Origin of the sequence: Duganella sp. S19_KUP01_CR8, assembly GCF_036688705.1 — a bacterium.
Lineage (GTDB): Bacteria > Pseudomonadota > Gammaproteobacteria > Burkholderiales > Burkholderiaceae_D > Rugamonas.
In genome coordinates this window covers 81,955-102,247 of sequence record NZ_JAQQPR010000007.1, presented here as the reverse complement: position 1 = coordinate 102,247, position 20,293 = coordinate 81,955, and the positions used below count along the sequence as shown (strand labels likewise).

18 protein-coding genes are annotated in these 20,293 nt (G+C 65.8%); 12 read left to right on the top strand and 6 right to left on the bottom strand.

Translation table 11 applies throughout. The annotated features are described in order from the left end of the window. The first annotated feature begins 64 nt into the window (after window positions 1-64). From V6M89_RS09230 to V6M89_RS09180, 11 genes are all read left to right on the top strand, one after another. The gene (locus V6M89_RS09230) at window positions 65-1,267 is read left to right on the top strand and encodes a type II secretion system F family protein (RefSeq protein ID WP_332852915.1); all 1,203 of its coding nucleotides are present in this window, start codon (window positions 65-67) and stop codon (window positions 1,265-1,267) included. Then, complete coding sequence (locus V6M89_RS09225; protein ID WP_332852914.1) at window positions 1,264-2,946, top strand: GspE/PulE family protein; 1,683 nt, start codon at window positions 1,264-1,266, stop codon at window positions 2,944-2,946. The genes V6M89_RS09230 and V6M89_RS09225 overlap by 4 nt, the downstream gene beginning before the upstream one ends. Then, window positions 2,933-3,829, top strand: coding sequence for a hypothetical protein (locus V6M89_RS09220; protein ID WP_332852913.1), 897 nt, complete (start codon window positions 2,933-2,935; stop codon window positions 3,827-3,829). The genes V6M89_RS09225 and V6M89_RS09220 overlap by 14 nt, the downstream gene beginning before the upstream one ends. Next, window positions 3,826-4,386 (top strand): hypothetical protein, encoded by a 561-nt coding sequence (locus tag V6M89_RS09215; protein WP_332852912.1) that lies wholly within the window; start codon window positions 3,826-3,828, stop codon window positions 4,384-4,386. The genes V6M89_RS09220 and V6M89_RS09215 overlap by 4 nt, the downstream gene beginning before the upstream one ends. After that, entirely contained in the window at window positions 4,374-4,970 is a 597-nt protein-coding gene (locus V6M89_RS09210) for a hypothetical protein (RefSeq protein WP_332852911.1), read from the top strand. Before V6M89_RS09215 ends, V6M89_RS09210 begins: the two co-directional genes overlap by 13 nt. Continuing rightward, entirely contained in the window at window positions 4,967-5,521 is a 555-nt protein-coding gene (locus V6M89_RS09205) for a hypothetical protein (RefSeq protein ID WP_332852910.1), read from the top strand. The genes V6M89_RS09210 and V6M89_RS09205 overlap by 4 nt, the downstream gene beginning before the upstream one ends. Beyond that, window positions 5,518-7,485 carry a secretin and TonB N-terminal domain-containing protein gene (locus tag V6M89_RS09200; protein WP_332852909.1) on the top strand — a complete coding sequence of 656 codons (1,968 nt, stop codon included), beginning with the start codon at window positions 5,518-5,520 and terminating at the stop codon, window positions 7,483-7,485. Before V6M89_RS09205 ends, V6M89_RS09200 begins: the two co-directional genes overlap by 4 nt. A 2-nt stretch (window positions 7,486-7,487) precedes the next feature. Further along, window positions 7,488-7,961 carry a type II secretion system protein gene (locus V6M89_RS09195; RefSeq protein ID WP_332852908.1) on the top strand — a complete coding sequence of 158 codons (474 nt, stop codon included), beginning with the start codon at window positions 7,488-7,490 and terminating at the stop codon, window positions 7,959-7,961. A gap of 5 nt (window positions 7,962-7,966) precedes the next feature. Continuing rightward, window positions 7,967-8,341, top strand: coding sequence for a type II secretion system protein (locus V6M89_RS09190; RefSeq protein WP_332852907.1), 375 nt, complete (start codon window positions 7,967-7,969; stop codon window positions 8,339-8,341). Beyond that, the gene (locus tag V6M89_RS09185; protein WP_332852906.1) at window positions 8,316-8,819 is read left to right on the top strand and encodes a type II secretion system protein; all 504 of its coding nucleotides are present in this window, start codon (window positions 8,316-8,318) and stop codon (window positions 8,817-8,819) included. Before V6M89_RS09190 ends, V6M89_RS09185 begins: the two co-directional genes overlap by 26 nt. Before the next feature lie 128 nt (window positions 8,820-8,947). Further along, window positions 8,948-11,476 carry a M4 family metallopeptidase gene (locus V6M89_RS09180; protein WP_332852905.1) on the top strand — a complete coding sequence of 843 codons (2,529 nt, stop codon included), beginning with the start codon at window positions 8,948-8,950 and terminating at the stop codon, window positions 11,474-11,476. Here V6M89_RS09180 and V6M89_RS09175 read toward each other — a convergent pair whose 3' ends face one another. After that, complete coding sequence (locus tag V6M89_RS09175) at window positions 11,477-13,105, bottom strand: S-layer protein (RefSeq protein WP_332852904.1); 1,629 nt, start codon at window positions 13,103-13,105, stop codon at window positions 11,477-11,479. It lies immediately after the preceding gene. A gap of 154 nt (window positions 13,106-13,259) precedes the next feature. Between V6M89_RS09175 and V6M89_RS09170 the strand changes: the two genes are divergently transcribed. Further along, window positions 13,260-14,489 carry a M24 family metallopeptidase gene (locus tag V6M89_RS09170; protein WP_332852903.1) on the top strand — a complete coding sequence of 410 codons (1,230 nt, stop codon included), beginning with the start codon at window positions 13,260-13,262 and terminating at the stop codon, window positions 14,487-14,489. A 12-nt stretch (window positions 14,490-14,501) separates the two neighbouring features. Here V6M89_RS09170 and V6M89_RS09165 read toward each other — a convergent pair whose 3' ends face one another. From V6M89_RS09165 to paaK, 5 genes are all read right to left on the bottom strand, one after another. After that, a complete protein-coding gene (locus V6M89_RS09165) occupies window positions 14,502-14,930 on the bottom strand; it encodes a hypothetical protein (protein WP_332852902.1) in 429 nt (142 codons plus the stop codon). An 80-nt stretch (window positions 14,931-15,010) separates the two neighbouring features. Further along, a complete protein-coding gene (gene paaZ, locus V6M89_RS09160) occupies window positions 15,011-17,056 on the bottom strand; it encodes a phenylacetic acid degradation bifunctional protein PaaZ (protein ID WP_332852901.1) in 2,046 nt (681 codons plus the stop codon). 17 nt (window positions 17,057-17,073) lie between these two features. Beyond that, a complete protein-coding gene (paaY, locus tag V6M89_RS09155) occupies window positions 17,074-17,685 on the bottom strand; it encodes a phenylacetic acid degradation protein PaaY (RefSeq protein WP_332852900.1) in 612 nt (203 codons plus the stop codon). An 80-nt stretch (window positions 17,686-17,765) separates the two neighbouring features. Continuing rightward, a complete protein-coding gene (gene pcaF / locus V6M89_RS09150; protein WP_332852899.1) occupies window positions 17,766-18,971 on the bottom strand; it encodes a 3-oxoadipyl-CoA thiolase in 1,206 nt (401 codons plus the stop codon). A gap of 9 nt (window positions 18,972-18,980) precedes the next feature. Next, window positions 18,981-20,291, bottom strand: coding sequence for a phenylacetate--CoA ligase PaaK (paaK, locus tag V6M89_RS09145; RefSeq protein WP_332852898.1), 1,311 nt, complete (start codon window positions 20,289-20,291; stop codon window positions 18,981-18,983). Window positions 20,292-20,293 lie beyond the last annotated feature (2 nt).

Sequence of the window (20,293 nt, the reverse complement as noted above, 5' to 3'; positions counted from 1 at the left end):
CCGGGACGGCAGCCCATCGCCGCCCCGTTTTTTTCACCTGAGTGTTTAAGGCAGTACGCATGCAATGCAGTTCCATCTCCAAGTGCAGGGTGGGCCGTCCGGCCCGCAAACCATAGCGATCGACGCCGCCAGCGAGGCGGAAGCGATACGGCAGGCGGCGCGCAACGGCTGGCGCGTGCTGGCCATCGGCAGTACCGAATCCACTGGTGCGGGGGCGCGCGCGCCCGCACGCCTCAGCAAGCAGCCCTTCCCGCTGCTGCAATTCAGCCAGGAGCTACTGGCCCTGCTGGAAGCGGGCCTGAACCTGAGCGAAGCCACCGCCACCTTGCTCAACAAGGAAACCCGCAGCGGCGCGCGCGCCACCCTGGCCGCCATCCAGCGCTCGCTGCAACAGGGCAAAAGCTTCTCCGACACCCTGGCCGATTTCCCGGCCGTCTTCCCCGATCTGTATGTCGCCACCGTACACGCGGCCGAGCGCTCGGGCAATCTGCCGGAGGCGCTGGCGCGCTTCGTCGGCTACCAGCTGCAGTTCGACGCCATCCGCAAGAAGCTGGTCTCGGCCGCGATCTATCCGACCATGCTGCTGGTGGTGGGCACGCTGGTCACGCTGTTCTTGATGGGCTACGTGGTGCCGAAGTTCAGCGTGGTGTACGAAAGCTCGGGCCGCGAAATCCCGTGGGCCTCGCAGATGCTGCTGTCCTTCGGCCAGACGCTGGCCGCGCATCCGTGGCTGAGCGCTGGCGCGCTGGGCGGCGTGGTGCTGGGCGTGGTGTTCAGCCTCGGCAACGCCGCCATGCGCCGGAAGCTGGTGCTGGCGGTGCTGCGGCTGCCGGTGCTGTCGGCCAAGGCCGCCGAGTTCCGCCTGGCGCGCTTCTACCGCGCGCTGTCGCTGCTGCTGCACGCCGGCATACCGCTGTCGAAGGCGCTGGCGATGACCAACGCCATGCTGCTGCCGGAGCAGCAGCTGCAGCTGGTGCAGACGCGCCGCGCGGTGGAACAGGGCCTGCCGTTCTCCACCGCGCTGGAGCAGAACGCGCTGGCCACGCCGGTGGCGCAATCGCTGCTCAAGGTCGGCGAGAACACCGGCCGCCTGGGCGACATGCTGGAACGCTCGGCCAAGTTCCACGACGAGGAATTCGCCCGCTGGGTGGACTGGGCCTCGCGCCTGCTGGAACCTGTCTTGATGACGCTGATCGGCGTGGTGATCGGCGGCGTTGTCGTATTGATGTACATGCCGATCTTCGAATTGGCGGGGAGTCTGTCATGAACGCACGCGAACCGGCTGTCCTCAGCCCCGAGATGCTGCACAGCGCGCGCGCCGCCGCGATGGCGCAGGGCCGTCCGACGATGGCGCTGCTGCAGGAGACCTCCAGCCTGACGCCGGAAGAACTGACCCGCCAGCTGGCCAACCTGTTCTGCTATCCGGCCTGGCCGATGAGCAAACTGCAGGCCGCGCTGCCGGCCTTCGACCTGCTGTCCTACACCGACTGCGCGCAGCGCGACTGCGTGCTGCTGCGCGACGAAGGATCGGACCCGGTGCTGGTGATCGGCAATCCGTTTGCCGAAGATACCCTGCAGTGGGCCGACTACGCCATCGGCTGCGCCTACAGCGTGGCGCTGGCCCATCCCGACGACCTGACCGCCTACCTGGTGCAGCAGGAGAGCGTGCAGCAGGCCATGCAGGACATGATGGAAGACGGCAGCCACGGCGAGCTGGCGGACCTGGACCAGACCATCGAGGACATCTCGCTGATACGCATCAGCGAAGACAGCAGCCCGGTGGTCAAGCTGGTCAACTCCACCATCTACGACGCGCTGAAGTTCCAGGCCAGCGACATCCACCTCGAATGCGACGCCGCCAGCCTGGTCATCAAATACCGCGTGGACGGGGTGCTGGTGCAGGCCGGCACGGTGCAGGGCTTGCAGATGGCCGAGCAGATCATCTCGCGCATCAAGGTGCTGGCGGAGCTGGACATCGCCGAGCGCCGCGTGCCGCAGGACGGCCGCTTCAAGGTGCGCGTCAAGGGCAGCGAGATCGACTTCCGCGTCTCCATCATGCCCAACATCTTCGGCGAGGACGCGGTGCTGCGCCTGCTGGACCGGCGCGCGCTGACCGAAGCCGCCGCCGCGCTGCGGCTGGAAAGCCTGGGCCTGAACGACGACGCCATCGTGCAGATCCGCCGCCTGGCCGCCAAGCCGCACGGCATGCTGCTGGTGACCGGGCCGACCGGCTCCGGCAAGACCACCACGCTGTACGCCGCCATCACCGAGATCAACACGGGCCGCGACAAGATCGTCACCATCGAGGACCCGGTGGAATACCGGCTGCCGCGCGTGCTGCAGATTCCCGTCAACGAGAAGAAGGGACTGACCTTCGCGCGCGGGCTGCGCTCCATCCTGCGCCACGATCCGGACAAGATCATGATCGGCGAGATCCGCGACGACGAAACCGCGCAGATCGCGGTGCAGGCTTCGCTGACCGGCCACCTGGTGTTCACCACCGTCCACGCCAACAACGTGTTCGACGTGGTCGGGCGCTTCCTGCACATGGGCGTGGACCCGTACAGCTTTGCGGCGGCGCTGAACGGCATCGTCGCCCAGCGGCTGCTGCGCCTGAACTGCGAGCATTGCGCGGTGGAGGTGGCGCCCGATCCGCAGGACCTGATCGACAGCGGCCTGGCCGCCGACGCCGTGCGCGACTGGCGCTTCAAGGCCGGCAGCGGCTGCGGCCATTGCCGTGGCACCGGCTACAAGGGCCGCAAGGCCGTGGCCGAGGTGCTGATACTGAACGACGCCATGCGCGAGATGATCTGCACCCGCGCACCGGTCAGCCGCATGAAGGAAGAAGCCGCGACCATGGGCTTCCGGCTGGCGCGCAGCGCCGGGCTGGATCTGGTGCGGCAGGGAGAAACGACCTTACTGGAGCTCAATCGTGTCACTTATTGAACGTCTTCTCCCCATCGGGCAGCGGCGCCTGCGCGTGCTGCTCGCGCCGCAGCAGCTGTTGTGCGTGATCCGCCAAGGCAAGCGGCTGGTCGAAGGCAGCGCGCAGCAAATCGCCGTCGATGGCGCCGGCGACCACTGGCAGGCCGCCATCGATGCGTTGCGCGCGCTGTTGCAGCAGCCGGACGTCGTGGCGGCCAGGCTGCCGCTGGAGATCAGCCTGTCGGGCCGCTGGAGCCAGCTGGTGCTGGCGCCGTGGAGCGATGCGCTGCTGTCCGAACCGTCGGCCGGCCGCTTCCTGCAAACGCAGCTGGCGGCCCTGTACGGCGACAACGCGCGCGGCTGGAGCGTGATCGGCGACGATGCGCCGTACGGCCACACGCGGCTGGTCTGCGGTGTCGACAGCACGCTGCTGCAAGCCCTGAAGGACGTCGCCGCCGAATTCGGCCACGCCTGTCGCGTGATCGAGCCGCTGCTGGGCACCGCCCTGCGCGCGCAGGAGTCGTCGCAGCCGATTCGGTTGAAAAAAGGCACGGCCACCGCGACCGGCGCACTGGCTCTGATCGAACCTGGCCGCATCACGATGGCGGCGCTGCGCGACAACCGCATCGTCGCCATCCAGTCGCAGCCGGCCAGCGAGGCCTGGCGGCTCGAACTGCCGCAAGCCTGGCAGCGCTGGACCTTGCGCGCGCCGGAGCTGGCCGGCATCGAGCAGGTGGCCGTCACCGACCTGAGCGCGCCGTCCACCGCCACGCTGCATCTGGTCCCCAGCGCATTGCCCTCGCGCTTCCGCCTGAGCGCCAATCCGTTCGGCGAACACGCCGCCGTTGCCATGGCCGCGACGCAGCAACGACCGCCTGCGACATCGCCGGAGGTGGCGGCATGACGCGCCTGAACTTCCTGCCACGCGCCACGCAACCGACAGGCTGGCGCCTTGCCTTGCTGGCCACCGGCCTGCTGATGCTGCTGCCCGCCGCCGGCAACTGGATCTCGCAGCTGCAAACCGTCAAACGGCTGGAGGCGCGGTTGGACGCACAATCGGCCGCCACGCAACCGACGCGTTTGACGCGGCCCGCGCTGGCGCCGGCGCAGCAGCACGAACTGGATCTGCAAGTGAAGGCGGTGGCCGAAGCGGTTCGCCAGCTCAACCTGCCGGTCACGCGGCTGATCAAGGCCATCGTCGCGCCGGCCGACGTGCGCGTCGCCCTGCTGGCACTGGACCTCAACGGCCAGCCGCCGCAAGACGGCGCCGACACCGCCGTCCCTTCCGGCGCGCTGAAGATCGCCGCCGAAGCGGAAACCGCGCAAGACATGATCAACTACCTGGCCTTCCTCAACCAGCAGCCGATGTTCCGCTCCGTGTACCTGGTCAAGCACGAGATGGCGGCCGGCGCCGGCGAGCGGCCCTATCACTTTCAGCTGGAGGCCCAATGGCGGCAATGAAATCCGGCGCGCTGCCCAAGCTGAAGCTCGCGCCCAACCTCGCACCCAGGCTGGCGTGGCAAGCGCGCCGCCTGCTGCGCCAGGCCGGTCCCGGCGCGGTGGCAGGCATCGCCTGCGCGCTGCTGGCCGTGCTGGCGCAATGGCACGCAACACAACTCGACCAGCGCCAGGCCACGTTGACGCGACAGCTCAACGCCGCCGCCCGCGCCGCCGCCATGCCGCACACACCGGCACCGACGGCGGCCGGCGGCGTCGCCGCCTTCTACGCCTACCTGCCAGCGCACGACGCGATTCCCGATCAGCTCAAAGAACTGGTGAAGGTGGCGCAGCAAAGCGGCATCGCGTTGAACAAGGCGGAGTACAAGCCCGAACTGGACGCCAAGGCCGGCTTCCTGCGCTACCGCATCACGCTGCCGGTCAAGGCCGATTATGCGAGCGCGCAGACCTTCATCATCAACGCGCTGCAAACACTGCCAACGCTGACGCTCGACTCGGTCGCCTTCAAGCGCGAACAGATCGAGTCCGGCGAAATCGAAGCGCGCATCCAGTTTGTGCTGCTGGTGCGGCAGGAGGCGCGGAAATGAGAAAAATCGTCATCGGCGCCGCCGCCGTCGCCACACTGCTGGCCGCATGGTTCGCACCCGACCAGGACGGCGGCGTGGTCGGCCCCGCAGCCGCCACCACGCGCGAAGCCGCGCCGGTGTCCGCCGCCCAGGCTCCCGTAGCCGCCGCCACGCCCCCCGCCAGCGCGGCACCACCGGCCGACAACGGCATCGACCTGCAAATCCATCCGCGCGTCGCCGACGACGAGATGGGCAACGTCTTCGCCAAGCAAAGCTGGGCGCCGGAGACGCCGAAGAAAATCATGATGGATCAGGCGCAAGCCCAACAAACGGCGCAGCAGTCCAACGCGCCCGCCGGCCCGCCGGCCCTGCCCTTCCAGTTCATGGGCCGCTTCACGGATGAAGGCAAGACCGTCTACTTCCTGCAAATCGACGGTCAGAACGTCGTCGCCCGTCCCGGCGAAAAAGTCAACGACAGCTATCTGCTCGACAGCATCAGCGGCGACACGATGAACTTCATCTACCTGCCGCTCAACCAGAAACAAACCTTAGTCGTAGGGGACACCAATTGAAACCGACCGCCCACCGCCTGCACATCCTGGCCGTCACGCTGCTGCTGAGCGCCTGCGCCGGCAGCCAGACCTTCAAGGAAGGCAACGCCCTGCTGGATGCAGGCCAGATCGACCAGGGCCTGGCCAAGCTGGAACAGGCCTCCCGCGACGATCCGCACAACGCCGAATACCGCATCGTGCTGCTGAACCGCCGGCTCAAACTGGTCAACGCCATGAACAGCCACGGCGACATGCTGCGCGCGAAAGGCCAGGCCGCCGAAGCCGGCGCGATGTACGACCGCGCACTGGCGCTGGACCCATCCAACCAGGTGGCGCGCCAGGGCAAGACCGCGCTGGAGCAGGATCAACGCCAGCAGAAAGTGACGGGCGACGTCGAAGCGCTGGTGCAGCGCGGCGGCGACGCCAACCTGGCGCAGGCGCAGGAGCTGCTGCGCCCCCTGCTGGCGGAACGCCCCAACCAGCGCGACCTGTTGCGCCTCAAGACCCTCGTCAGCGACGCCCAAACGCGCCTGCGCCCCGCCAGCGGACGGCTGGCCATGGCCTACCGCAAGCCGGTGACACTGGAGTTCCGCGACGCCCCGATGCGCGCCGTGTTCGATTTCATCAGCAAGGTATCGGGCCTGAACTTCGTATTCGACCGCGACGTGGATCCCAACCTGCGCGCCACCATCTCGGTGCGCGACACCAGCATCGAAGAAGCCATCGGCATGCTGTTGAGCGCCAACCAACTGGAACAAAGCGTCACCGGCGAACGCTCGATCACCATCTACCCCAACAATCCGCAGAAGCAGAAGGACTACCAGCAGCTGCTGGTGCGCAGCTTCTTCCTGGCTAACTCCGACGTGAAGACGGTGGCGTTCTCGCTCAAGACGCTATTGAAGGCGCGCGACATCGTCACCGACGAACGCATCGGCACCATCATTATGCGCGACACGCCGGAAATGATACGCATGGCCGAACGCATCATCGCCGTGCAGGACGTGGCCGATCCCGAAGTGATGCTGGAGGTGGAAGTGCTGGAAGTGAAGCGTTCGCGCATCCAGGAGCTGGGCGTGCGCTGGCCGGACACCGTCGGCCTGACCCTGCTGGGCAGCGGCCAGTACGGCCAGCTGAACGTGGGCGACCTGCGCAAGATCACCGGCAGCACCATCGGCCTGGGCTTCGGCACCGTCACCATCAACGCCAACAAGAACGACACCGACAGCAACATCCTGGCCAACCCGCGCATCCGCGTGCGCAACAAGGACAAGGCCAAGGTGCTGATCGGCGACCGCGTGCCGGTGATTACGGTCACCACCAACAACGGCGTCAGTTCGGACAGCGTGAACTACGTGGACGTGGGCTTGAAGCTGGACGTGGAACCGAACATCTACCTGGACGACGAAGTGGCGATCAAGATCAACCTGGAGGTCAGCAGCGTGGTCAAGGAGATCGTCAGCAAATCCGGCACCCAGGCTTACCAGATCGGTACCCGCAGCGCCGCCACCGTGCTGCGCCTGAAGGACGGCGAGACGCAGGTGTTGGCGGGCCTGATCAGCGACGAAGACCGCACCACCGCCAACAAGGTGCCCGGCGTGGGCGACCTGCCGGTGCTGAGCCGCCTGTTCGGCAGCCAGAAGGATGACTCCACCCGCAGCGAGATCGTGCTGTCGATTACGCCGCGCGTGCTGCGCTCCATCCGCCGGCCGGAATTGTCGGCGGCGGAGTTCAACTCCGGCACCGAATCCGATATCGGCGGCCGCAGCCAGCTCGGTACCACGCTGGCCTCCGTACCCGATACGGCGGCCGACATGGCGCCCACGCCGCGCGACGCCGCGCCTGCTTTGGCACCAACCTTGGCGCCTGCCGGCTCCTCGATGAGCGGCGGCTCGGGCATGACCGGCGGCGACGCGCCGCCAGCGCCGCCCGCCAAGCCGGAACCGGTCAATCCCATGCCCTACACGCCGCCGAAGAAAGGCCAATAGCCATGCTGCGCAAGGCTCAACGCGGTTTCACCTTCATCGAGTTGATGATTACGCTGTCCATCCTCGCCACGCTGGCGATGGTGGCGGCGCCGATGGCGCAAGTGGCGCTGCAGCGCGAAAAAGAGCACCAACTGCGCACCGCGCTGATCGAGATCCGCGAAGCGATCGACGCCTACAAGCGCGCCGCCGACAACGGCCGCATCAAGCTGGCGATGGGCGAATCCGGCTATCCGAAGAAGCTGGAAGACCTGGTCACCGGCATGCCGGACCAGCGCAGCCCGCGCAAGCAGAATATGTACTTCCTGCGCCGCATACCGCGCGACCCGTTCGCGCCGGCCGACGGCAACAGCGCCGGCTGGGCCCTTCGTTCCTACGCCTCGCCGCCGGACAACCCGTCCGAAGGCGAGGACGTATTCGACATCAGCTCCCGCTCCACCGTCATGGGATTGAACGGCATCCCCCTCAAACAATGGTGACCGCCATGAAACGCAACAAGGGCTTCACGCTGGTGGAACTGCTGGTGGTGTTGGCGATCATCTCGCTGCTGCTCACCATCGCGCTGCCGCGCTATTTCAGCTCGGTCGACAAATCGAAGGAAGTGGCGCTGCGCGAAAACCTGCAGGTGCTCCGCAGCGGCATCGACAAATACTACGCCGACCGTGGCGAGTATCCGGCGGCGCTGGGGGACCTCGTCACGCAGCGCTACTTCCGCAAGGTGCCGCTGGATCCGGTGACGGAGTCCGCCACCACCTGGCAGCTGCTGCCATCGGCCGACGCCGACAAGCCCGGCGTGGCCGATATCCGCAGCGGCGCAAAAGGAAAGACCCGCGATGGCATCCCGTTCGAACAGCTGTAGGCGGCAAGGCGGCTTCGCCTATCTGTGGACGCTGATGCTGGTGGCCTTCATGGGCGTCGGCCTGACCATCGCCGCCGACCTGTATGCGACCGCCATGCGGCGCGACAAGGAGCGCGAGCTGCTGTTCATCGGCCACGAGTTCCGTCGCGCGCTGGAAGCCTACACCAAGGCTAATGGCGCCGGCCAGTATCCGCTGACGCTGGAGGAACTGCTGAAGGACCCGCGCTTCCCCAACGCCAAACGCCACCTGCGCCGGCTGTACAACGACCCGATCACCGGCAAACCCGATTGGGCGCTGGTGCTGCAACAGGGCCGTATCGTCGGCGTCCGCTCGACCTCCACCAAGCGCCCCATCAAGCAGGATAACTTCGACGACGACGACGCCGGCCTGGCGAAGAAAGCGCGCTACGCCGACTGGATATTTGCCTATCCCTATGACCTGTTCATCGTGCAGCAGAATACGGAAGCCAAACGCTGACTTGTTGCGAATTTGTTGATCTTGGACAGAACCCCCAAGCCATCCGCGATCTAGCGTGATTCATCCGCCACGCGGAATCGGCGACATCATTCGATGCCAGCTGGAATGGTTGAACTTGGGAGGATGAGATGATCCTGCGTACACGCCTGCTACCCGCCACCACCGCCGTCGCCGCAGCGACCGCACTGCTGGCCGCCACCGCGACGCTCGCGGCAGACCAACTGATGGCCCCTCCGGTCAACACGCTCACGCCGCAGGACAGCTCCGGCCTGGTCGCGCAACTGGCGGCGATGGACGTCGCGCGCGGCGTCCCGCCCGACCTGAGCTTCCGCATCAGCAGCCTGCATCCGGGCGTCGTCGGGCAGAAGATCGTCCGCGCCCAGCACACCTACAAGGGCCTGCGGGTGTTCGGCTCCGAGTCGGTGGCGGTCACCAACGCCACCGGCAACATCATCAGCGTCTCGACCTCCGACCGGCGCGGCCAGCTGGCCACCGGCCTGGCGCCGTCCTCCATCAGCGACATGGTGCCGACGCTGAGCGCCAACGACGCCATTACCGTGGCGGCCAATTCCATCGCGCCGCGCGGCACCAACCGCTGGCCACCCAGCGCCGAACTGCTGATCTACCCGATCATGAAGACGGTGCGCCTGCCGTCGGCGGCGGGCAAGCCGGAGTCCGAGCTCAATGCCCTGGACGTGGAAGAGGTGGTGGACAGCTACCAGCTGGCCTACTACGTCAAATTGCGCTTGGCCGATGACGGAAAGCCGGTCTATTACGACACCATCGTCAACGCCAAGACCGGCGTGATCATCGCGCAGTGGCAGGCGCTGAAAACAGTGGTCGGCACCGGCAACAGCCAGTACAACGGCGTGGTGCCGATCAATACCACGCTGTCCGGCGGCAGCTACCAGATGCTGGACGACTCGCGCGGCGTCGGCGGAAAATTCGGCGGCATGGCGATCACCAACGCCAACCACAGCTCGGCCAACAATCCCAATCCCGGCAGCATCTACACCAACAGCAGCAACACCTGGGGCGACGGCAAGCAGTACATCAACGGCGGCAGCACCACCGACGCCAACGGCCAGACCGCCGCCGTCAACGCGCTGTGGGGCTTGATGAACACCTACGACGCCAACAGGAACGCGCTGGGCTGGCATTCGCTGGACGGGAACAACACCTCCACCTACATCGCCGCCCACGTCGATACCTCCTACGACAACGCCTTCTACGACGACAGCTGCAAGTGCATGTACATCGGCGACGGCAACAGCTTCTACAGCCTGGGCTCGATCGACGTGATCGGCCACGAGATGTCGCACGGCGTTACCGCGTCGACCTCGGACCTGACCTACTCCGGTGAATCGGGTGGCTTGAACGAATCGAACTCCGACATCGGCGGCGAGATGGTGGAAGCCTACGCGCGCGCGGGCGGCACCGGCGCCGTGATACCGGCCACCGGCAACGATTGGATGATGGGCAAGGAGATCAGCAAATCCGGCCAGCCGCTGCGCTGGATGTACAAGCCGAGCAAGGATGGCCGCAGTCCCGACGCATGGAGCAGTTCCATCAAAAACCTGGACGTGCACTACTCCAGCGGACCGAATAACCGCATGTACTACTTCCTGTCGCAGGGTTCCAGCAGCGATCCCGCGTCCGACTACTACAGCAAATACCTGGTGAAGAGTCCCGCAGCGATGACGGGTGTGGGCAATGACAAGGCCTACCGGATCTGGTTCAAGGCGAACACCACCAAATTCACTTCGTCGACCAACTACGCCGACGCGCGCGCCAAGGTGCTGGCTTCCGCGCAGGAGTTGTACGGCGCAGGATCGAAAGAAGCCATCGCCGTGCAACGCGCCTACGCCGCGATCAATGTCGGCGCCGATGTCGACGAGGGCACGACCGGCGGCGGCGATGTCTCGATCACCACGCAGCCGGCCAGCGTGACCGTGGCGCCCGGCGCGACCGCATCGTTCAGCGTGGGCGCCAGCGGTGGCACGCAGCCCTATGCCTACAAGTGGTACCGCAACGGCGCCGAGATCGCCGGCGCGGCGGCGGCCAGCTACTCGCTGACGGCGCAGATCGCCGATAACGGCGCCATGTTCAATGTGGTCGTCAGCGACGCCGCATCGCCGCCGAAGAGCGCCACCTCGGCCAAGGCGACACTGACCGTCACCGCCGGCGGTGGCGGCACCGAACGCGTGACTAACGGCGGCTTCGAAAACGGCACCACCGGATGGCGCGGCAGCACCGGTGTGATCGGCAGCTTCGCCGACCAGCCGGCGTACGAAGGCACGCGCTACGCCTGGTTGGGAGGTAACGGCTTCTTCGCAATCGAAGCCCTGATCCAGTCCGTGTCGATACCGTCGAACGCCACGTCGGCGATGCTGACCTTCGCGCTGCATATCGACACCGATGAAACCAAGCCCACTGTTTACGACCGGCTGGTCGTCACCGTGCGAAGCAGCACCGGTTCCGTGTTGCGCACGCTGGCCACCTGGTCCAACCTCGACGCCGCCGACGGCTACCAGATCCGCAGCTACGATCTGGCCGCCTTCAAGGGCCAGACCGTGACGCTGTCGTTCGTCATGCGGGAGGACAGCTCCAAGCAGACCTCCTTCGTGCTCGACAAGGTCAGCCTGATAACGAAGTAATCAACGCAGGCTGACGAACACCGGGTTCGAATAGAACCACAGGCTGCGGTAGTTACGGTCGTTGATGTCGTTGAAGCGCGCCGTGTTGTCGGTGGTGCCGGTGCGCTGGTCCGCCAGCGGTTCGCCGTCCTGGGTCAGGCCGGCGACATCGACGCCAAGGTTGGTGCCGCGCAGTCGGTAGTACTGGTTCTTGCTGGCGGTGGTTTCGTAGCTGATGCTGAAGTAACCGTCCGCATCCACCTTCCAGTCCGCGCTGGTGAAGCGCTTCACCACGCGGGTGCTGGCGTTGGTGGCCAAGCTGTAGGCGGCGCTGCCCGGCGTGGCCTTGGCGCCGACGTCGCCGACGATCAGGTCGACGTGATCGACCACCGGCTTGACGTTGGCGGCCGTGCCGCTGTCGACCGGCTTCTCGTAGTTGTTTTTGGCCGGCGACCTGAAGCGGATTGTGATCGTCACCTTGTCGCCGCTGACGACCCTCAGTTCCCCGCCCATCTCCTTGCGGTCATCCTTGCTGGCCAGGTTGAAGTCCAGCGCGTTGATCAGGTCCCCGTAGGCCGAGAACATTTTCCCGGAGCGCAGGCCTTGCAGCAGGTCCTTGGCGACTGGCTTGCCCTGGGCGCTGTTGAAGACGTAGTTCTTCGCATACTCTCCGGGGAAGTAGCCGCTGCTGCTGTTGCCGACGATTTTGAAGTGGGTGTCCGAATCGGTCAGGTTCCAGATGCGGCGGCCTTCGCCCAGCAGCGCATCCCATGTGCCGCCGACCTTGGCGACGATGTAGTCGACGCCGCCGTAGGCGCGCAGCGGCGCGTTCTCCGGCGTGTAGGCGGCCGTGTAGCCGCCGCGGTCCGGTTCCATCTGGTTGCCGACCATGCCTTCGATGGCGAACATGATGTTCGGCGCGATGTCGTTGAAGCGGCGGAAGTCGTCGATGGTGTAGCTGCCCTTGTTGCGCGACGGGTGATTGACCACCGCGTAGCTGGTGTCCGGGTAATTGTCCTTCAGCCAGCTGATGGCCTTCAGTGCGTCGTCGGCGGTGGCGTTGTAGCGGGTGGCTCCGTACTTGGACTTCCACGCGGCGACATCGGCCGCGTCGAACAGCGCCGCATCGCGGGTGGTGAACAGGTACTCGAATTCCTTCATGCCCTTGGTGCTGGAGGCCAGCTTGTCGCTGCCCTCGAACAAGCCGATGCCGATGTGGTCATGGGTCGGCATGTCCCACTCGAAGCCGGAGAAGATCAACTTGTCGGCGTAGGTGCCGGCCGCCTGCAAGGCCTGCACGCGCGGGATCTCGTAGCGCTCGACGCCGATCGACAGCGGAATCGCCGCCGGCAGCTGCGCGCCCTCCTCGTCGCGCGACGACAGGCGCAGGTGGTTACTGACCGCCATCCAGTCCAGGCCATAGGTGGTGAAGGCCTTGCCCAGCACCTTGTCCAGTGTCTGGCTGATGTCCGTGTCAGGCGACTGCGTGGTGTGGGTATGCAGGTCGCCGGCGATCCAGCGGCCGCTCGGAATCGGCGGCACGACGACGGCCGCGGGTTGGTCGCCGCCGCAGGCAACAGCGGTCAACAGGATGGCAATGGCGGTCGGGATCAGCAATTGGCGTGGACGGAAATGCAAGATAAGCGACATGATGGTGAGTCCTGAAGTGGATGCGGAATTCGGCACACTAGCATTGGCGTATTACCTGTCTGTGACTTGGCGGCATAGGCAAAACTGTTATGATCGTCGGCTGGCGCAGACAAAGATCCGCGCGGTCACGCAAATCAATTCAGGGATTATAAAAATGACTATTGGCGGAAAAACCATAGAAGAGGCCTTGGCCTCGCTGTCCGACATGACCGCAGGCGCGGTCCCCATCGGCAAGGACGAGCACCTTCAACGCCTGGCGCGCGCGCAGGCTTACATGCGCGACCAGGGCATCGCGGCGATCTACGTCAACGCCGGCTCCAACATGACCTACTTCACCGGCACCAAGTGGCACGCCAGCGAGCGCATGGTAGGCGCTATCCTGCCGGCCAGCGGCGCGGTGGAGTACATCGCTCCCGCTTTCGAAGAGAGCACGCTGAAGGACTTCATGAAGGTCGAGGGCAACGTCAATACCTGGCACGAGCATGAGAGCCCGTACCAGCTGTTCATCGACACGCTCAAGCGCATGGGCATCGCGCCGGCGGCTGCGGGCGGCGTTACGCCGCGCGTCGGCATCTGCGAGAGCGCGGCTTTCTTCATCTACGACGGCATCCGCCCGCTGGCCGATGGCTACGCATTGGAAAACGCCAGCAAGGTCACGGCGCACTGCCGCACCCGCAAGTCCGCCAACGAGATCGCGCTGATGCAGCGCGCCAAGGACATGACGCTGGCCGTGCACGTGGCCACCGCCAGCATGCTGCGCGAGGGGATCACCACAGTTGAAGTGGAAGAGTTCATCAACCGCGCGCACCGCAAGGTCGGCGCTTCCGGTTCCTACTTCGTGATTGTGCTGTTCGGCGAGGCGACCGCCTATCCGCACGGTGTGAGCTATGTGCAAACGTTGCAACCGGGCGACACTGTGCTGATCGATACAGGCTGCAAACTGCACAACTACATTTCCGACATCACGCGCACCTACGTGTACGGCCAAATCAGCGAGCGTCAGCGTTCGGTGTGGAACAGCGAGAAGGCGGCGCAACTGGCGGCCTTCGATGCAGCGCAGCTGGGCGTGCCGTGCGAGCAGGTGGACATGGCCGCGCGCCGCTCGCTCGAAGCGGACGGCTTTGGTCCCGGCTACAAGCTGCCAGGCCTGCCGCACCGCACCGGCCACGGCATCGGCCTCGATATCCACGAGTGGCCGTACCTGGTCGGCGGCGACAAGACGCCGCTGGACGTGGGCATGTGCTTCTCGAACGAGCCGATGATCTGCATCCCCGGCGAATTCGGCGTACGCCACGAGGACCATTTCTACATGACCGAGAACGGTCCGAAATGGTTCACCGAACCGGCGCACAGCATCGACGATCCGTTCGGTCTGCGCAAGTAAGGAAAGTAGGCGTTATGCCTGCATGCGCTTGAGCCGGTTGTAGAAGTACAGCGGCGCGGTGACGTGCAGCACACCGTTGGCGGACCGGATCACGATACGGTTGGAATCCCAGCGCATCCAGTGCGGGCTTTTGTAGTTGAAGATGCGTCCCTCGTCGGTTTCGCCGGCGGGGACGAAACCGTGCTGCTCTACGCGGCCAAGGAATGCCACCTCGCCTGCCGCATCCACGGTGCCACGCACCGGAAGGCACATCAGCAGCGATGGAAATTGACCCATGCACGCACCGACCAATGCTCCCCGCACGAACGCATCCGGCATCCAGAAATGGGCCAGCACGGCGACGGCCAGGAATCCGGCGACCAAACAAGCCCACACCATCCAGTCGCGCAGGCTCAGTAAGGGATTGAAGCCGATCGACTGCTTTTGAAAAGTACACGCCATACGAATCGCCTGATCATTGCAAATAAAGCATTCTGCATGGCGGCGCCGGAAAAAGCCAGTTTTCCGCCGCCGCCAATGCGTCAGGTTCGCTTCATCACCAAGGTCAGGATGTCGTAGCTGGCCACCAGTTCGTCGTTCTGGTTGGTCACCTGCACGTCCCACGCGACCACGCCCTGGCCGACGCCTTTGTCGTCGGTGCGGTTGCGGTCCACCTTGCGCTTGCAGGTCAGGCGCGCGCGGATGGTGTCGCCGATCGCCACCGGCGTGATGAAGCGCAGGTTGTCCAGGCCGTAGTTGGCGAGCACCGGACCAGGCGCCGGCGAGACGAACAGCCCCGCCGCTGCCGACAGCACGAAGTAGCCGTGCGCGATGCGCTTGCCGAACTGCGTGTCCTTGGCGGCGATGTCGTCGAAGTGCATGTAGAAATAGTCGCCGGAGACACCGCCGAAGTTGACGATGTCCGCTTCGGTCACGGTGCGGCGGTGCGTCAGCAGCGAGTCGCCCATCTTCAGGTCTTCGAAGTAGCGGCGGAACGGATGGACCTCGCTCTCCTGCACTTTGGCGCCGCGCACGTATTCGCCCGTGACGGCTGCCAGCATGGTCGGTGAGCCTTGCACTGCCGCGCGTTGCAGGAAGTGGCGCACGGCGCGGATGCCGCCCAGCTCTTCGCCACCACCGGCGCGGCCAGGGCCGCCGTGCTTCAGCTGCGGCAGCGGCGAGCCGTGGCCGGTCGAATCGACCGACGCTTCGCGTTCCAGTATCAGCACGCGGCCGTGCGAGGCGGCGGCCATCGGCACGGCGTAGGCGGCGGTGGCCGGATCCTTGGTCACCAGCGTGGAGACCAGCGAACCCTTGCCGCGCGCGGCCAGCGCCAGCGCTTCATCGATGCCGTTATAGCTGATGATGGTGCTGACCGGGCCGAAGGCTTCGATGTCGTGCACGGCGTCGTTGCGCATGCCGTCGCGGCACAGCAGCAGCGTCGGCGAGAAGAAGGAGCCGTTGGCGACGCCGTCGCCGATCAGTTTGAAGCCGTCGCGTTCACTGAACAGCACCTCGTTGCCGCGCGCGAGCAGCTCGACGCGTTCGGCGACATCGCGTTGCTGGTCCTTGGATGCCAGGGCGCCCATGCGCACGCCCTCCACCGACGGATCGCCGATGCTGACTTTGGCCAGGCGTTCGCGCAGGCGCGTGCCGACGGCGTCCACCATATTTTCCGGCACGATGATGCGGCGGATGGCGGTACATTTCTGGCCGGCCTTGCCGGTCATCTCGCGCGCCACTTCCTTGACGAACAGGTCGAACTCGACGTCGTCCGGCGTGACGTCCGGCGCCAGGATGGCGCAGTTGAGCGAATCCGCTTCGGCGGTGAACGGCACCGAGTTGGCGATCAGGTTGCGGTTGGTGCGCAGCTTGGCGGCGGTATCGGCCGAGCCGGTGAAGGTGACGACGTCAGCACCGCCCAAGCGGTCCAGCAGGTCGCCGGTGCTGCCGATGACCAGTTGCAGCGCGCCTTCAGGCAGCAGGCCGGAATCGTTCATCATGCGCACCAGCGCTTCGGTCAGGTAGCTGGTGGCGGAGGCAGGCTTGCCGATGCACGGCATGGCGGCCAGGAAGCTCGGCGCGAACTTCTCCAGCAGGCCCCAGATCGGGAAGTTGAAGGCGTTGATGTGCACCGCCAGGCCACCGCGCGGCACCAGGATGTGGGTGCCGGAGAATCCGCCGTTCTTACCCAGCGCCATGGCAGGGCCTTCGTGCAGCACGTTCGACGACGGCAGCTCGCGGCTGCCCATGCTGGCGTAGGCGAACAGCGTGCCGGTGCCGCCTTCGATGTCGACCCAGCTGTCGGCGCGGGTGGCGCCGGTCAGGTGCGAGATCGCATACAGCTCTTCCTTGCGGCTGGCCAGGTACAGCGCCAAAGCCTTCAGGCGCGCGGCGCGCTGCTGGAAATCCAGCTTCATCAGCGCCGGCACGCCGGTTTTGCGGGCGTAGGTGACGGCTTCGTCGAAGTCGATCTTCTCGGCGTGGGTGTGGTAGATCAGCGCGTTGTTCAAGGCGCTGTGCAGCGGTGCAGACGCTTCGGCGCCTATCCATCGGCCGCCGATCCAGCTTTGCAGGGTTGATGCCATGTTTATCTCTCCGTTGATTATGCTTGGGCGTTTTTATGCAGGTGCAGCGGCAGCGAGCTTTCCCACTCGACGCGCTTGCGGTCCGGTTCCACTTCGGTCAGCGCTTCCACTTCGCGCATGGTGTTCATGGAGCGCACCGCCAGTTCCTGGTACTGGCCGGTACCCTCGGTCTTCCATTTGATCTCGTCGTCGCGCAGTTCGCGCGCCACCTTGGCCGGCGTGCCGACCACCAGGCTACGCGGCGGCACCTGCATGCCGGCACGGACGAAGCTCATCGCGGCGACGATGCTGTCTGCGCCGATGATGGCGTTGTCCATCACCACGCTGTTCATGCCGACCAGCGCGTTGCGGCCGATGCGGCAACCGTGCAGCACGGCGCCGTGGCCGATATGGCCGTCGCGTTCAACTACCGTGTCGGCACCGGGGAAGCCGTGCATGACGCAGGTGTCTTGCAGGTTGGCGCCCTCCTCCAGGATCAGGCGGCCGAAATCGCCGCGCAGCGCGGCCAACGGGCCAACGTAGCAGCGAGGGCCGACGATGACATCGCCTATCAGCACCGCGCTGGGATGCACGTAGGCGGTCGGGTGGACCACCGGCGTGACGCCATTGATTTCGTAAACCTTGACCATATTCTATCCTCGCCAGCGTCATTCCCGCGCAGGCGGGAATCCATACTCAGCATGGACTCCCGCTTTCGCGGGAGTGACGGCTATACTCGCTCGATCACCAACGCAATCCCCTGCCCAACGCCGATGCACATGGTGCACAACGCGTAGCGGCCGCCGGTGCGTTCCAGCTGGTTCAGCGCCGCCAGCACCAGCCGCGCGCCCGATGCGCCCAGCGGATGGCCGACGGCGATGGCGCCGCCGTTCGGGTTGACGTGCGCAGCATCATCGGCCAGGCCGAGATCACGCGTGACCGCCAGGCCCTGCGCGGCAAAGGCTTCGTTCAATTCGATGACGTCCATCTGCTCGATGGTCAGGCCAACCTGCGCCAGCACTTTCTTCGAAGCCGGTGACGGACCAAAGCCCATGATGCGCGGCGCCAGGCCGGCGGTCGCCATGCCCAGCACGCGGGCGCGCTTGCGCAGACCGTACTGCTCAGCGGCGGCGGCCGACGCCAGCAGGATGGCACAAGCGCCGTCGTTGACGCCCGATGCGTTACCGGCCGTGACGCTGCCATCCGGCTTGACCACGCCCTTCAGCTTGGCCAGCATCTCCACCGTGGTTTCCGGACGCGGATGCTCGTCGGTGTCGACGATCTTCGGATCGCCTTTTTTCTGCGCCAAGGTGACCGGCACGATTTCATCCTTGAACACGCCGGCCGCGTGGGCGGCGGCCCAGCGCTGCTGACTGCGCACCGCGAACGCATCCTGGTCGGCGCGGCTGATGCCGAATTCCTGGGCGACGTTTTCGGCCGTCTCCGGCATGCTGTCGATGCCGTACTTGGCCTTCATCAGCGGATTGACGAAGCGCCAGCCGATGGTGGTGTCCTCGATCTTGGCGGCGCGCGAAAACGCGCTATCGGCCTTGCCCATGACGAAAGGCGCGCGCGTCATGCTTTCCACGCCGCCGGCGATCACCAGCTGCGCTTCGCCGGCCTTGATCGAGCGCGCGGCGATGCCGACCGCGTCCAGGCTGGAGCCGCACAGGCGGTTGATGGTGTTGGCCGGGACATCGACCGGCAAGCCGGCCAACAGCGCCGCCATGCGGCCGACGTTGCGGTTGTCTTCACCGGCGCCGTTGGCGCAGCCGTAGTAGACGTCATCGACCTTGGACCAGTCCACGCCGGGATTGCGGGCGATCAGCGCGGCGATGGGCAGCGCGGCCAGGTCGTCGGCGCGCACGCCGCCAAGGGCGCCGCCGTAGCGGCCGAATGGGGTGCGGATGGCGTCACAGATGAAAGCGTCGTTCACGGAATCTCCTTAAGTTTTTGGGCGCTGGTCGACCACGCGGCGGGCCTTGCCCGTCAAAGTGCGTTCGATGCCGTTGGGGGCCAGCAGGCGCACCTTGGTGGTGACGCCGACGTAGGTTTTGATGTGGTGCTCAAGCTCGCGCGCCAGCGCTTCGGTTTCGCTGTCGGCGACGCCGGGCCGCAGCTCGGCCAGCACGTCCAGTTTGTCGAGGTGGCCGTCGCGGCTGATCACCAGCTGGTATTGCGGCGCCAGTTTTGGCATCTTGAGTATCAGTTCTTCGATCTGCGACGGGAACACGTTCACGCCGCGGATGATCAGCATGTCGTCCGAGCGGCCGGTGATCTTGCCGATGCGGCGCATCGAACGCGAGGTGGCCGGCAGCAGCCGCGTGAGGTCGCGCGTGCGGTAGCGGATGATGGGCAGCGCTTCCTTGCTCAACGAGGTGAATACCAGCTCGCCCTCTTCGCCGTCCGGCAGCACTTCGCCGGTTTCGGGGTCGATGATCTCCGGGTAGAAATGGTCTTCCCAGATAACCGGACCGTCCTTGCTCTCGATGCACTCGCTGGCGACGCCGGGGCCCATCACTTCGGACAGGCCGTAGATGTCCACCGCATCGATGCCGGCGCGCTGTTCGATCTCGCCGCGCATGGCGTCGGTCCACGGCTCGGCGCCGAAGATGCCGACCTTGAGCGAGCTGGCGGCGGGATCCAGGCCCTGGCGCTGGAACTCCTCGATGATGTTCAACATGTACGACGGCGTGACCATGATGATGGACGGCTTGAAGTCCTGGATCAGCTGCACCTGCTTTTCGGTCTGGCCGCCGGACATCGGGATCACCGTGCAACCGAGTCGTTCCGCGCCGTAGTGCGCACCCAGGCCGCCGGTGAACAGGCCGTAGCCATAGGAGATGTGCACCATGTCACCACGACGGCCGCCGGCGGCGCGGATCGATCGCGCCACCACGTTGGCCCAGGTGTCGATGTCGTTCTGGGTGTAGCCGACCACGGTCGGCTTGCCGGTGGTGCCGCTGGAGGCGTGCACGCGCACCACCTGGTCCTGCGGCACCGCGAACATGCCGAACGGGTAGTTGTCGCGCAGTTCTTTCTTGCCGGTGAAGGGAAACTTGGCCAGGTCGGCCAGCGTGTGCAGGTCGTCGGGATGGACACCGGCGGCGTCGAACGCGGCGCGGTAGTGTGCGACGTTGTCGTAGGCGTGCTTGAGCGACCACTTCATGCGTTGCAGTTGCAGCGCTTGCAGTTCGTCCTTGCTGGCGCGTTCGATCGGTTCCAGATCGGACGGCGCGGGTATGCGTTGAACCATCG